The following is a 13,899-nucleotide window of genomic DNA, read 5'->3' on the forward strand; positions in this document are numbered from 1 at the left end:
TCACTTGACGCTGCCGGCGGTCAGACCGGCCTTCCAGTGCCGCTGCAGCGAGACGAAGGCGACGATCAGGGGGATGACGGCGAGGAGCGAGCCGGTCACGACGAGCGGATAGAAGCTCGGCTCGCCATGGGTGTTGGTGTTCCAGGAGTACAGACCGAGGCTCAGCGGGAAGAGCTTGCGGTCCGAGAGCATCACGAGGGGGAGGAAGAAGTTGTTCCAGATCGCGGTGAACTGGAAGAGGAAGACGGTCACGAAACCCGGCATGACCATGCGCAGCCCGATGGACCAGAAGACGCGCAGCTCGCCGGCCCCGTCGATACGGGCGGCCTCCAGGGCCTCGTTCGGTATATAGCCGGTGCTGAACACCCGGGCGAGATACACGCCGAACGGGTTGACCAGCACCGGGATCAGCACGGACCAGTAGGTGTTGACCAGGCCGGTCTTGGAGGCCAGGAGATACATCGGCAGGGCGAGCGCCGTGGTGGGCACGAGCACGCCCATCAGCACGAGGCCGAACAGCTTCTCCTTGCCCCGGAACTCGTACTTGTCGAAGGCGTACCCCGCGGCGACGCAGATCAGCGAGCAGACGATCGCCCCGCCGCCCGCGTAGAGAAGGCTGTTGAGGTACCAGCGGAAGTAGATGCCGTCGCCGTAGGAGGCCAGGTTCGACAGGTTCTCGCCGAGGTTGAAGCCCTCGAAGGAGAACGCGTTGCCCGCGAGCAGACCGCCGGTGTCCTTCGTGGCGGCGGTGACCAGCCAGACGAGGGGGAAGAGCATGTAGACGACGGCGAGCAGAAGGAAACCGTTGACCGCGGTCTTCGACATCCAGCGGCCGCGGGAGGCGGGGGAGTTCATGCTTTCTTGCCCTTCCGGCCGGTGAAGCGGGTGACGACGAAGGACAGCAGCGCGGCCGTGAGCGCCAGCAGGATGGAGGCGGCCGCGGCGAGACCGTAGTCGTTGCGTTCGAAGGCCGCGGTGTAGGCGTACATGTTCGGCGTCCAGGTGGAGGAGACGGCGGAGCCGGTTCCCTTGTTGAGGATCAGCGGCTCGGTGAACAGCTGGAGCGAGCCGATGACCGTGAACAGCGCGACCATCACGACCGAGGCGCGGATCAGCGGCACCTTGATGCTGAGCGCGACGCGCCAGGCACCGGCCCCGTCGACCGTGGCCGCTTCGAGCACGGAGCGGTCGATGGCCTGCAACGCGGCGTAGAAGATCACCATGTTGTAGCCGAGCCATTCCCACAGGGCGATGTTGACGACGGAGGGGAGGGCGCCCTCGGGAGAGAAGAAGTCGAAGCCGATTCCGCCGGACTCCATGGCGCTGACCACGGGGCTGAGCTGGGGTGTGTAGAGGTAGACCCAGATCAGCGCGGCGATGATGCCGGGTACCGCGTGCGGCAGGAAGAGCGCGAGCTGGAAAAACCTGCGGGCGCGGGCCAGCGCGGAGTCCAGCAGCAGGGCGAGGGCGAGGGCGCCGATGAGCAGCAGCGGAATGTAGAACAGGCAGTATCCGAGGAGTACGCCGAAGCCCTCGCGGAACGCCCGGTCGCCCAGGGCCGCCGTGTAGTTGTCGAGTCCGCTGAAGACGGTCTCGGTGCCGCCGAAGCCCAGGCCGGACTGTTTCTCGGTGAACAGGCTGAGCCAGACCGCGTATCCGATCGGCAGCACCATGGCCACGGTGAACAGTACGAAGAAGGGCCCCAGCAGGATGGCGGCGGCTCTGGTCGTCCGGGCGCGCTTCATCAGCCTGCGTCCTCGACCTTCAGACCGCGCTTCTTCAGCTCGGCGACCGTGGCGTCGTGCCCGGCCTTCACGGCGTCCTTGATGGTGGTGCCACCGCTCGCGACCTTGCCGAACTGGTCCTTGATGGTGGTGTTCGTGGTGCCGGTCGTCGGGCCCCAGTTCCAGTCCTGACCGATGGACGTGGCGGCGCCCTCGAACACCTGGTAGATGTCCTCGCCACCGTAGAAGCCGGCGTCGAAGGACTTCTTCGCCACCGGGCGCAGCGCCGCCGCGGCCGGGAAGGCGCTCGAAGTGCCGGACTCGATACGGGCCTTGATGCCTTCCTCGGTGGTCGACATCCAGGTGGCGAACTCGACCGCGGCCTCGGCCTTCTTGCTGGTCTTCGTCACCGCGAAGGTGGAGCCGCCGAGCATGCCGCTGGCCGGCTTGCCGTCCCAGCTGGGCATCGGCGCCACGGCCCACTTGCCGCTCTGCTCGGGCAGCGTGCCCTTGAGGACACCCGCGCCCCAGGCTGCGCCGAGGTAGCCGACGGTGCCGCCGTTCTTGAGGGAGTTGACCCACTCGGGGCTGAACGAGGCGTTGGCGCGGATCAGGTCGTCGTCGAGCAGACCCTGCCAGTAGTCGGCGACCTTGTTGGTGGCCGCGTCGGCCGTGCTGACCTTCCAGGTGTCGCCCTCGGGCTTGTACCACTGGGCGCCGGCCTGCCAGGCCATTGCCTGGAACGTGGTCGGGTCGTCGGGGAAGAAGGTGCCGATCCGGGCCTTCTTGTCGGCCTTCTTGACCTTCTCGGCGGCCTTGCGGAACTCGTCCCAGGTCTTGGGGACCTCGACGCCGTACTTCTCGAACAGGTCCTTGCGGTAGTAGAAGGACTGCGGCGAGGCATCGAACGGGACGGCCCAGTTCTTGCCACCGAGCGTCGTCAGTTCGACCGCCTGCGGCAGCAGCTTCTTCCTGATGTCCTCGGTGAAGTACTGGCCGATGTCCTGGAGCGCGCCCTGACTGACGTACTCCGGAAGCTGCGGGTACTCGATGGAGACCAGGTCCGGCGCGTTGCCCGCCTTCACCGCGTTGGAGATCTTGGCGTAGCCGCCCGCGTTGCCGGACGGGATCTCCTCGTACACCACCTTGATGTTCTTGTGCGAGGCGTTGAACGCGTCGACGACCTCCTTGGACCCCTTGGCCCAGCCCCAGAAGGTGATGCTGACGGGCTTGCCGTCGCTTCCGGCGGCGGCATCGCCGTCGCCGCTGCCGCCACAGGCCGTGAGAACGGCGAGGGCGGTGGCGGCGCCGACTACGGCGAGGGACGTTCTGCTCGAACTGCGGCTCACAGCGAGGCTCCTGAACAGGCGACGACATTGGCGTTGGCCGTGATCCTTGGACCAGCCGTGACCGAAGTCAAGAGCGAAAGAGCGATTGATCGAAAAAAGATCAGATAAGTTGCGTACGGAAGTGGGTGGAATGCCCTGCGTGAGCGGTTCGCGAGCACCGCGGGAACGCCGGCTCCGGAGCTCGTTCCGGGATCGCCGTCGCCGCCTGCGCCCGTGGGGCGCGGCCCACCGCCCGTCCGCGGCCTACGGGAGGGGCGCCCCGCACGAGTCCCGGACCCGCAGCTGCGGCAGCAGCGTCAGATGACGCCGGGGTGCGCCCGCGCCCTGTCCGAGCCGCTCGACCAGCAGTTCCGTGGCATGGCGGCCCACGTCGCGCTTGGGCGGCGCCACCGCCGTGAGCGGGGTGTCCGCGAGCGCGGCCACCTCGTCGTCGTAGGCGATCAGCGCCAGATCGTCCGGCACCCGTACACCCAGTTCGGCCAGGCGCTGCACGACCTGGATCGCGTCCACGTCGTTGTGGATCAGCGCCGCCGTTGCCACGCCCGAGTGGACCGCCTCGCGCAGCGCCCGCACGGCCTGGTCGAACGTGTCCGGAGCGAGTTCGGCCGGTACGGACTCGATCACGTCCTGCGGCGCGCGCAGGCCTAGCACGGCCAGGGCCTCCGCGTACCCGGACCGCACCGCGAGGGCGGTCGGGGAGTCCGCGCGGGCCATCAGCAGCGGCGCCCCGTGCCCGAGGTCCACCAGGTGGCGTACGGCGAGCAGCACCCCGTGCGCGTGGTCCGAGCAGACCCGGTCCAGGCCGTCCAGCGGGGAGCCCGCGGTGGGCCTGCGCTCCAGCAGGACGGTCGGCACCGGCAGCGAGGCGATCCAGTCGCCGAATGCCGCGGGATCGCCGGGGTGCTGCCAGCCCGGGGCGACCAGCAGGCCCTCCGCCCCGGCGGAGAGCAGACCCTCGGTGCGGGCCTGGTCCTCCTGCGGCCGGTAGTCGGAGATCCGCAGGATCAGCCGGGCCCCGGCGCGGGCGGCCGCCTCGTGGGCCCCGCGGATGACCTCGGCGAAGTAGTACGTCGACGAGGGCGCGAGCATGCCGAGGACCATGCCGCTGCCGCCGGGCCCCGCGGCGGACGCGGAGGCGGCGTCCTGCGGCCAGGAGACCGAGCCGTGGACCCGGTCGAGCAGGCCCCGGCCGGCCAGTTCCTCCACGTCCCGGCGCACGGTGACGGGCGAGACGCCCAGCTGCGAGGCCAGGTCCGAGACCCGGGCCGAGCCCCGTTCCCGTACCAGCCCCAGCAGGCGGTCATGTCGTTCAGCAGCACTTTCGCGCACGGCAGCAGTCCCCTCGCAGTGTGTGGCCCGGTCCCCGGTCCGGCCGTTGCCGGGGCCCTTCTCCGACCCTAGAGCAACGTGATCGAACGATGGGAGTTTCGATCATTCAAACGCAATCCATTGACGTTCGATCAATCCGAGTCCAGGATTCCGGCGATGCCGACTCGTCCCGTCCCTGACTGTTCGTACGGAGGAATTGTGAGACATCGCGTCACCGCCGCGGCGCTCGCGGCCCTGACGGCCGCCGCCGGGCTGACCGTCGCCGGTCAGAGCGCCGCACAGGCCGCGCCCGCCGGCCGCACCTTCCATGTCGACTGTGCCGCCGCGCCGGCCGGTGCCACTGGCAGCAAGCAGCACCCCTGGACCACGCTCGCCGAGGCCAACGCGCACACCTACGGACCCGGCGACCGGCTGCTCTTCAAGCGCGGCGCCACCTGCACCGGCACCCTCGCCCCCGAGGGCACCGGCTCCGCCCGTGCCCCGTTCACCATCGCCGACTACGGGAACGGCCCGGCCCGCGCCAGGCTCGACGGAGCGGGCGCCCACGATGTCGTCCTGCTCTCCGACACGCAGTACGTGCACGTCAAGGACCTGGAGATCACCAACGCCGCCAACCCCGGCAGCGAGCGCAACGGCGTCCGCCTCCGCCTCACCGACTACGGCGTCGCCCGCGGCTTCGACATCTCCGGCCTCTACATCCACGATGTGCGCGGCGGCGACTACAAGACGGTGTCCGGCTCCAGCGCGATCCACATCGCGGTCGAGGGCAGGACGAAGGCCAGCTGGTACGACGGCCTGGACATCGGGCACAACCGCATCGAGGACGTCGACCGCGAGGGCATCTACTTCAAGTCGACCTTCTCCAAGCGCGATCTGGTCGGCCAGCAGCAGGACCCGAACGTCTACCCGGGAAAGTGGACGCCCAGCACCGGTGTCCGTGTCCACCACAACACGCTGAAGTCCCTGGCGGGCGACGGCATGAAGCTCGACACCACCAGCGGCGCCCGCGTCGACCACAACCGGGTCGACGGCTTCCAGCTCCGCTCGCCCTCCGCCAACGCGGGCATCTGGACCTTCAACACCGACGACACGACCGTCGAGTACAACGAGGTCTCGGGTGGCGGAAACACCCACGACGGGATGTCCTTCGACGCCGACGGCGCCTCGCAGAACACGGTCTTCCAGTACAACCACAGCCACGACAACAAGGGCGGCTTCCTGCTGATCTGCCCGTACAGCGGCGCAAAGACCATCGGCACGGTCGCCCGCTACAACGTCAGCCGTGACGACGGCGCCCGCCTGATCCAGAACTGCTGGGGCCCGATCCTCGGCACGGAGATCTACAACAACACTTTTCACAACAAGGAGCAGATCCCCGGCTACCTCGTCCAGGACGACGCCGGCAGCCCGGCCACCACGCAGCACGAACTGTCCGTCCGAAACAACGTCTTCGTGAGCGAGGGCACCGGTGGCTACGCCTTCAAGAACCCGACGGCCGGGCTCTCCTTCGACCACAACGCCTTCTACGGCATCGACATGACGCGTCCCGACCCCGGCGGCACCACGGCCGACCCGAAGCTCCGCACGGACTTCCGGCTCGGCGCGGGCTCGCCCGCCCTCGCCGCCGGAGCCGTCATCGAGAACAACGGCGGCAAGGACTACTTCGGCAACGAGCTGAAGCCCGGCGCCCCCAACATCGGCGCCTACGCGGGCCGGGGAGTGCGGTAACCGACCGCTCATTGAGGACCGTACTTGCGGCCTGTCTTGGAGGTGACCCCTCCGAGCAGGCCGCGCGGCGTCACCTTCACGAGCCCCATCAACGCCTTGTACCGCGGGTCCGGCACCGAGACCGACTTGCCGCGGGCCAGGTCCACCAGGGCCGCCGCCACGAGCTTGTCCGCGTCGAGCCACATCCAGCCGGGGATGTTGCCGGTCCCCATCCCGGCCCGCTGGTGGAACTCCGTCCGTACGAAACCGGGGCACAGCGCCATCAGCCGCACCCCCGAATCCGCCAGGTCCTTCGCCGCGCCCTGGGTGAACTGCACGACCCACGCCTTGGACGCGCCGTACGTCCCGCGCGGCAGGAACGCCGCCACCGAGGCCACGTTGACGACCCCGCCCCGCCCGCGCTCCCGCATCCCGGCCGCGGCCGCCGAGGTCAGTCGCAGTACCGCCTCGCAGTGCACCTTCAGCATGTTCAGCTCATCGGCCATGGGCACGTCCAGATAGCGGCCCTTGTTGCCGAACCCGGCGTTGTTGACCAGCAGGTCGACCGGGTGGTGACGGTCCGTCAAGCGGTCCTCGACCGCGGCGATGCCCTTGTCCTCGGACAGGTCGGCCCGGAGCACCTCGGCCTCGATGCCGTGCCGGTCGTGCAGCTCGGTCGCCTGCTCGCGCAGCCGTTCGGTGTCGCGTGCCACCAGCACCAGGTTGTGCCCGTCGGCCGCCAGCCGCCGCGCGAAGGCGGCTCCGATCCCCGCGGTCGCGCCCGTAATCAGTGCAGTCGTCATGAGCGGCACGTTAGTGCCTGTCCGGCGGATCACGGCCGGACAGGCACCGACGCCCCGCGCCCCCTCCGCGATCAGGCGCCCGCCGCCTCCTCCGCCGTCTTCTCCATGTACTTGAGCGCGGCACTCAGCGTCTCGGGATGCAGCGCCTCGCGCGCCGCGAGCAGCTCCGGGAGCAGCTCGCGCCGCGTCGTCGTGGCCCGGAACTCCAGGTCCACGGTGACGTCGTGGCCGGGCCGGTGCACGATCTCGACCGGGTCCCCGGCGCGGATCGAGCCCGGCTCGACGACGCGCAGGTACGCGCCGGGGGCGGCCGCCCGCGTGAACCGCTTGACCCAGCCCCGCTCGTCGAGATGGGCGGCGAACGTACGGCACGGAATGCGGCTCGACGCGACCTCCAGCACCAGTTCCGGGCCGATCCGCCAACGCTCGCCGATCTTCGCGCCGCTCACGTCCAGCCCGCTGGTCGTCAGGTTCTCGCCGAACGCGCCATTGGGCAGCGGCCGGCCGAGCTCCCGCTCCCAGGCGTCGAGTTCCTCTCGGGCGAAGGCGTACACGGCCTGGTCGGAGCCGCCGTGATGACGCAGATCGCACACCGCGTCCCCGGCCAGTCCGCTGCCGCCGGTGCCCTTGGGGCCGGGGTCGGTGACGCGTACCGGGCCGTCGACCGGCCGCTTGTCGATCCCGGTCGCGCCGCCGGGGGCGTCGGTGTAGTCGACGGTCTTCGGCCGTCCCACGTTCACGGTGAGCAACTTCATCGGCTTCATACGGGAAACGCTATCCATGTCAGCCCCAAAGATGCAGGGCAATAATTCGCATCCGATCCAAGAGCGGCTTATGGTTGAAGGGTGATCGAAGCCCGTCATCTCCGTGTTCTGCGCGCCGTGGCCGCCACCGGCTCGTTCTCCGCCGCCGCCCGTGAGCTGGGCTGCACCCAGCCCGCGGTCAGCCAGCAGATGAAGGCGCTGGAGGCCTCCGCGGGGACCACCCTGCTGATCCGCACGGGACGCGAGATGCGGCTCACCCAGGCGGGCGAGGCTCTGGTCCGGCACGCCTCCGGCATCCTCGCCGGGCTCACCGCCGCCGAGGAGGAGGTCGCCGCGATCGCCGGCCTGCGGGCCGGCCGGGTCCGCCTGGTCTCCTTTCCGAGCGGCAGCTCCACCCTGGTCCCCGGCGCCCTCGCGGCGCTGCGCGCGGCCCACCCCGGCACCCGGGTCTCCCTGGTCGAGGCCGAGCCGCCGCGCTCGGTCGAGATGCTGCGCGAGGGCGACTGCGACATCGCGCTGGCGTTCCGCTACGGCGTCCCGGGCGCGGAGTGGGACGACCTGGTCGTGCGCCCGCTGCTCACCGACCGGCTGATCGGCCTGGTCCCCGAGGGGCACCGGCTGTCCGGTTCGGCCGCGGTCGGGATCGCGGAACTGGCCGAGGAGTCGTGGATCGCCGGCTGCCCGCGCTGCCGCCGCCAGCTGGTGGAGGTCTGCGAGGAGTCCGGCTTCACGCCCCGGATCGACTTCGCCACCGACGACTACCCGGCGGTCGTCGGTCTCGTCGGCGCCGGACTGGGAGTGGCCGTACTGCCGGAGCTGGCGATCGAGTCGGTGCGTCCCAAGGGGGCCCGCACGGTGACGGTGGAACCGGCCATCGAGCGCGAGATCGTCGCCCTGACCCTGCCCGACCTGGCCCAGGTGCCGGCGGTGGCGGCCACCCTGGACCGGCTGTCCCTGGCGGCCGCCCGCTGACGGAGGCCTGCCTGTGACCCGGCCCCCCTCGGTGGCCGGGTGAAACGCGGAAACGTTTTTCTATTTGCTGGGCGGGGTCGGCGGGATCAACCGTGCCCCGACGGGGACGGAACGCCCGACGGCGCCGCCGCCGCGATCAGACGGTTGCGGGCCCGTCCCATGAGCTCCTCGCGTTCGTCCTCGGTCAGTCCGCCCCACACTCCGTAGGGCTCTCGTACCGCGAGCGCGTGGGCCGCGCACTCGGCACGTACCGGGCATCGCATACAGACCTCTTTTGCCGAGTTCTCGCGGGCGCTCCGTGCCGCCCCGCGTTCACCCTCCGGGTGGAAGAACAGTGAGCTGTCGACCCCGCGGCAGGCCGCCAACAGTTGCCAGTCCCACAGATCGGCGTTGGGTCCGGGAAGGCGGGAGAAATCTGCCATTGCTTGTCCCCTCGAAACCATGCTGCGTCGGAATCGTCGTTGTCGTCCATTGGTGACCGTGTCCATGACATTTACATCTACGGTGTAAGTAGATGTAAATATGACTGATTGCGAATCTAGCCACAGACACCAGCAAAAGGGAAGAAAACCCGCTAAATGGGGCATATCTTGATGTGGAGTTTCGGTTGACTGTTGGATGATCCGCGCCGCTCTCCTGTGTGCACGCGTCCTCACGTAGAGTGCCGAACCCGGCCGTCCGACCCGTAACTCTTTCGAGTGACCATCGTTGAGAGGGCGGAGGCGGTTGACAGAAAAAGCGATCGGGCAGATGTCCGAGAGCGTCAACCGCTCAGGTGACGACTTGTAACAGCCTGGAGGCTCAAGGTGACGCGCATCAGCTGCGGAGGACGGTCATGACATCCGTCCTCGTCTGCGACGACTCCCCGCTTGCCCGAGAAGCGCTTCGTCGCGCGGTCGCGACCGTGCCCGGCGTCGAGCGTGTGACGACGGCGGCCAACGGCGAGGAAGTCCTCCGCCGCTGGGGCGCCGACCGTTCGGATCTGATTCTGATGGACGTACGCATGCCCGGTCTGGGGGGTGTGGAGACGGTCCGGCGGCTGCTCTCCGCCGATCCCGGCGCCAGGATCATCATGCTGACCGTCGCCGAGGACCTGGACGGTGTCGCGCTCGCCGTCGCCGCCGGGGCCCGCGGATATCTGCACAAGGACGCCTCCCGCGCGGAGCTGAGGGCCACCGTCACCCAGGCGCTGGCCGATCCGACGTGGCGGCTCGCCCCGCGCCGGCTGCGGTCGGCCGAGATGGGTGCGGCGCCGACGCTCACCGCGCGTGAGATCCAGGTGCTCGAAGGGATGAGCCACGGCCGTTCGAACGCCGAGATCGGCCGTGAGCTCTTCCTCTCCGAGGACACGGTGAAGACGCACGCCAGGCGTCTGTTCAAGAAACTCGGTGCCTCGGACCGGGCGCACGCCGTCGCGCTCGGCTTCCGCTGGGGCCTGGTCCGCTGAGGTCCTGTCATGGCCGGCAGTCGTGCGGTTCCCCGTCCGCCCACCGGCGGACGGGGTGGGGTGACCGACGTACGCGGGGCGGGCTCCGCCCTGCCGGTGGTGCCCTGCGCGCCGACGGTATGTGACGCTTCCCGGCCGATGCCGCATCCTTGAGAGGTGGTGGAGTTCCTCGGGAACGATTCGGTCGAGCGGAAGGGGAGGGCGCAGGGCATGACTTCCGGCGCACCCGCTCATAACGCTTCGGTGCACAACTACGGACGCGGCGGAGCGGAAGACGAGGCTCCGAGGCACCATGGTCCGATGCGCGACGACGAGACGACGGTGATCGGTGCACTGGTGCACCGTGCTGTCGAGGGGGACGCGCAGGCCACGCACGACCTGCTGGCCCATGTCCACCCCCTCGCGCTGCGCTACTGCAGGTCCCGGTTGAACCGGCTGCCCGGTGATGCCCGCCACTTCGTGGAGGACCTGGCGCAGGAGGTCTGTGTCGCGGTGCTGATGGCGCTGCCGCGCTACAAGGACACCGGCAGGCCCTTCGAAGCCTTCGTCTTCGCCATCGCGGGCCACAAGGTCGCCGATCTCCAGCGGGCCGCCATGCGCCACCCGGGATCGACCGCCGTGCCCTCCGACGAGATGCCCGAGCGCCCCGACGACTCACTCGGGCCCGAGGAGCGCGCCCTGCTCAGCAGCGATGCCGCCTGGGCCAAGAAGCTTCTCGCCAACCTCCCGGACAACCAGCGTGAGCTGCTCGTTCTGCGGGTCGCGGTCGGCCTGACCGCCGAGGAGACCGGACAGATGCTCGGCATGTCACCGGGTGCGGTCCGGGTCGCCCAGCACCGGGCGCTGAGCAGGCTGCGGGCTCTCGCGGAGCAGTGAGCCGGCTTCTGTCGGCGTCCGTACGAAGCTACAGAACCTCTAGGTGATCTTGCTCGTGGAATGAGACACCCCCGGAGGCCGTTAGCATGGACATCCGCACCGATCAAGGCCATTTGGGGAAGGTGTCATGACTGCAAACGTCGACGGAGTGCCCGAGAAATTCGCGACGCTCGGGCTGACATACGACGACGTGCTGCTGCTGCCCGGCGCATCCGAAGTGCTGCCCAACGCAGTCGACATCTCGTCCCGCATCTCCCGCAACGTACGCGTGAACATTCCGCTGCTCTCCGCGGCGATGGACAAGGTCACCGAGTCCCGGATGGCCATCGCCATGGCGCGGCAGGGTGGCGTCGGTGTGCTGCACCGCAACCTGTCCATCGAGGACCAGGTCAACCAGGTCGACCTCGTGAAGCGCTCCGAGTCCGGCATGGTGACCGACCCGATCACCGTGCACCCGGACGCGACGCTGGCCGAGGCCGACGCACTGTGTGCCAAGTTCCGCATCAGCGGCGTCCCGGTGACCGACCCGGCGGGCAAGCTGCTCGGCATCGTCACCAACCGCGACATGGCGTTCGAGTCCGACCGTAGCCGCCAGGTGCGCGAGGTCATGACGCCGATGCCGCTCGTGACCGGCAAGGTCGGCATCTCCGGCGTCGACGCCATGGAGCTGCTGCGTCGCCACAAGATCGAGAAGCTTCCGCTGGTCGACGACGCGGGCGTGCTCAAGGGCCTCATCACGGTCAAGGACTTCGTGAAGGCCGAGCAGTACCCTAACGCGGCCAAGGACGCCGAGGGCCGTCTCCTCGTCGGCGCGGCCGTCGGCGCCAGCCCCGAGGCACTGGAGCGCGCGCAGGCCCTGGCCGGGGCGGGTGTGGACTTCCTCATCGTCGACACCTCGCACGGACACAACAGCAACGCGCTGAGCTGGATGGGGAAGATCAAGTCCAGCGTCGGCGTCGACGTCATCGGCGGCAACGTCGCGACGCGTGACGGCGCGCAGGCCCTGATCGACGCCGGTGTCGACGGCGTCAAGGTCGGCGTGGGCCCCGGCTCCATCTGCACCACGCGCGTGGTCGCCGGCATCGGCGTCCCGCAGGTCACCGCGATCTACGAGGCCGCCCTCGCCGCCCGCGCAGCCGGCGTCCCGGTCATCGGGGACGGCGGTCTGCAGTACTCCGGCGACATCGGCAAGGCGCTCGCCGCCGGCGCCGACACGGTCATGCTGGGCAGCCTCCTCGCGGGCTGCGAGGAGTCTCCTGGCGAGCTCCTCTTCATCAACGGCAAGCAGTTCAAGTCGTACCGCGGCATGGGTTCCCTCGGGGCGATGCAGTCCCGCGGGCAGGGCCGCTCGTACTCCAAGGACCGCTACTTCCAGGCCGACGTGGCCTCGGACGACAAGCTGGTGCCCGAGGGCATCGAGGGCCAGGTGCCCTACCGCGGCCCGCTGGCCAACGTGCTGCACCAGCTCGTCGGCGGCCTCCGTCAGACCATGGGCTATGTGGGTGCCGCCTCCATCGACGAGATGGAGACCAAGGGCCGCTTCGTCCGCATCACGTCCGCGGGGCTCAAGGAGAGCCACCCGCACGACATCCAGATGACGGTCGAAGCGCCGAACTACAGCAGGAAGTAACGCGTCAGCGCAGCTGAGGGGCGGCCCGGGGTTCCCGGGACCGCCCCTCAGCCGTGTGTCGGGGATACTGGACAGCGCAGACATAGAGGGAAAGGCCACACCATCGTGACTGAGATCGAGATCGGGCGCGGCAAGCGCGGCCGCCGGGCGTACGCATTCGACGACATCGCCGTCGTTCCGAGCCGCCGTACCCGCGACCCGAAGGAGGTCTCGATCGCCTGGCAGATCGACGCCTACCGTTTCGAGCTGCCGTTCCTGGCGGCTCCCATGGACTCGGTGGTCTCCCCGCAGACCGCGATCCACATCGGTGAGCTGGGCGGCCTCGGTGTTCTCAACCTCGAGGGCCTGTGGACCCGGCACGCCGACCCGCAGCCGCTGCTCGACGAGATCGCCGCGATGCCTGTCGAGTCGGCGACCCGCCGTCTCCAGGAGATCTACTCCGCCCCCATCCAGGAGGAGCTGATCGGCCAGCGCATCAAGGAGGTGCGCGACTCCGGCGTCGTCACCGCCGCCGCGCTCTCCCCGCAGCGCACCGCGCAGTTCTCCAAGGCCGTCGTCGACGCGGGCGTGGACATCTTCGTCATCCGCGGTACGACGGTCTCCGCCGAGCACGTCTCCGGTGCGGCCGAGCCGCTCAACCTCAAGCAGTTCATCTACGAGCTGGACGTTCCGGTGATCGTCGGCGGCTGCGCCACGTACACCGCCGCCCTGCACCTGATGCGGACCGGTGCGGCCGGTGTCCTCGTCGGCTTCGGCGGCGGCGCCGCACACACCACGCGCAACGTCTTCGGCATCCAGGTCCCGATGGCGACCGCGGTCGCCGATGTGGCCGGAGCCCGCCGCGACTACATGGACGAGTCCGGCGGCCGGTACGTGCACGTGATCGCGGACGGCGGCGTCGGCTGGTCCGGCGACCTGCCCAAGGCCATCGCCTGCGGCGCGGACGCCGTGATGATGGGCTCCCCGCTGGCCCGTGCGACGGACGCGCCGGGCCGCGGCCGGCACTGGGGCATGGAGGCCGTCCACGAGGACGTGCCGCGCGGCAAGCTGGTGGACCTGGGCTCCGTCGGCACGACCGAGGAGGTCCTCACCGGTCCCTCGCACACCCCCGACGGCTCGATGAACATCTTCGGCGCGCTGCGCCGGGCGATGGCGACGACGGGGTACAGCGACCTCAAGGAGTTCCAGCGCGTCGAGGTGACGGTGGCGGACTCGCAGCACCGCCGCTGAGTACGCCCGGCAGTACGCAGGAGGCCCGGACCGCCGAAGCGTTCCGGGCCTCCTGCCGTGTCCGGGCA

13 protein-coding genes are annotated in these 13,899 nt (G+C 69.5%); 6 read left to right on the top strand and 7 right to left on the bottom strand.

The genetic code is table 11. From position 1 onward, the window contains the following. The 4 genes from ACF1B9_RS03930 to ACF1B9_RS03945 all read right to left on the bottom strand — a co-directional run bounded on the left by ACF1B9_RS03930 (position 1) and on the right by ACF1B9_RS03945 (position 4,402). On the bottom strand, positions 1-855 hold the full coding sequence (locus tag ACF1B9_RS03930) for a carbohydrate ABC transporter permease (protein ID WP_376222237.1): 855 nt from the start codon (positions 853-855) through the stop codon (positions 1-3). Beyond that, positions 852-1,745, bottom strand: a complete 894-nt coding sequence (locus ACF1B9_RS03935) for a carbohydrate ABC transporter permease (protein ID WP_266358671.1) — start codon at positions 1,743-1,745, stop codon at positions 852-854. The genes ACF1B9_RS03930 and ACF1B9_RS03935 overlap by 4 nt, the downstream gene beginning before the upstream one ends. Further along, on the bottom strand, positions 1,745-3,073 hold the full coding sequence (locus ACF1B9_RS03940) for an ABC transporter substrate-binding protein (protein WP_391738879.1): 1,329 nt from the start codon (positions 3,071-3,073) through the stop codon (positions 1,745-1,747). Before ACF1B9_RS03940 ends, ACF1B9_RS03935 begins: the two co-directional genes overlap by 1 nt. A gap of 243 nt (positions 3,074-3,316) precedes the next feature. Further along, the gene (locus ACF1B9_RS03945) at positions 3,317-4,402 is read right to left on the bottom strand and encodes a substrate-binding domain-containing protein (RefSeq protein WP_391738881.1); all 1,086 of its coding nucleotides are present in this window, start codon (positions 4,400-4,402) and stop codon (positions 3,317-3,319) included. 198 nt (positions 4,403-4,600) lie between these two features. On the opposite strand from ACF1B9_RS03945, the gene ACF1B9_RS03950 reads away from it, so the two are divergent. Beyond that, a complete protein-coding gene (locus ACF1B9_RS03950; protein WP_391738882.1) occupies positions 4,601-6,130 on the top strand; it encodes a right-handed parallel beta-helix repeat-containing protein in 1,530 nt (509 codons plus the stop codon). An 8-nt stretch (positions 6,131-6,138) separates the two neighbouring features. On the opposite strand, the gene ACF1B9_RS03955 is transcribed toward ACF1B9_RS03950, so the two are convergent. After that, positions 6,139-6,912 (bottom strand): SDR family NAD(P)-dependent oxidoreductase, encoded by a 774-nt coding sequence (locus ACF1B9_RS03955; RefSeq protein ID WP_391738884.1) that lies wholly within the window; start codon positions 6,910-6,912, stop codon positions 6,139-6,141. A gap of 71 nt (positions 6,913-6,983) precedes the next feature. Further along, positions 6,984-7,667, bottom strand: a complete 684-nt coding sequence (locus ACF1B9_RS03960) for an MOSC domain-containing protein (RefSeq protein WP_391739317.1) — start codon at positions 7,665-7,667, stop codon at positions 6,984-6,986. A gap of 90 nt (positions 7,668-7,757) precedes the next feature. On the opposite strand from ACF1B9_RS03960, the gene ACF1B9_RS03965 reads away from it, so the two are divergent. After that, the gene (locus ACF1B9_RS03965; protein ID WP_351074521.1) at positions 7,758-8,648 is read left to right on the top strand and encodes a LysR family transcriptional regulator; all 891 of its coding nucleotides are present in this window, start codon (positions 7,758-7,760) and stop codon (positions 8,646-8,648) included. Between the two features lie 86 nt (positions 8,649-8,734). Here the strand turns inward: ACF1B9_RS03965 and ACF1B9_RS03970 are convergent, their stop codons facing one another. Continuing rightward, positions 8,735-9,070, bottom strand: coding sequence for a WhiB family transcriptional regulator (locus ACF1B9_RS03970; RefSeq protein WP_266748016.1), 336 nt, complete (start codon positions 9,068-9,070; stop codon positions 8,735-8,737). Between the two features lie 413 nt (positions 9,071-9,483). Between ACF1B9_RS03970 and ACF1B9_RS03975 the strand changes: the two genes are divergently transcribed. The 4 genes from ACF1B9_RS03975 to ACF1B9_RS03990 all read left to right on the top strand — a co-directional run bounded on the left by ACF1B9_RS03975 (position 9,484) and on the right by ACF1B9_RS03990 (position 13,831). After that, positions 9,484-10,095, top strand: a complete 612-nt coding sequence (locus ACF1B9_RS03975; protein WP_003948568.1) for a response regulator transcription factor — start codon at positions 9,484-9,486, stop codon at positions 10,093-10,095. Positions 10,096-10,395: 300 nt separating this feature from the next. Then, positions 10,396-10,971 carry a sigma-70 family RNA polymerase sigma factor gene (locus ACF1B9_RS03980; protein ID WP_093893485.1) on the top strand — a complete coding sequence of 192 codons (576 nt, stop codon included), beginning with the start codon at positions 10,396-10,398 and terminating at the stop codon, positions 10,969-10,971. 127 nt (positions 10,972-11,098) lie between these two features. Next, positions 11,099-12,601, top strand: coding sequence for an IMP dehydrogenase (gene guaB / locus ACF1B9_RS03985; protein WP_391738887.1), 1,503 nt, complete (start codon positions 11,099-11,101; stop codon positions 12,599-12,601). A gap of 105 nt (positions 12,602-12,706) precedes the next feature. Continuing rightward, on the top strand, positions 12,707-13,831 hold the full coding sequence (locus ACF1B9_RS03990; RefSeq protein WP_391738888.1) for a GuaB3 family IMP dehydrogenase-related protein: 1,125 nt from the start codon (positions 12,707-12,709) through the stop codon (positions 13,829-13,831). Positions 13,832-13,899: the final 68 nt, after the last annotated feature.

The sequence above is a fragment of the Streptomyces sp. NPDC014727 genome, from assembly GCF_043083485.1.
GTDB lineage: Bacteria > Actinomycetota > Actinomycetes > Streptomycetales > Streptomycetaceae > Streptomyces.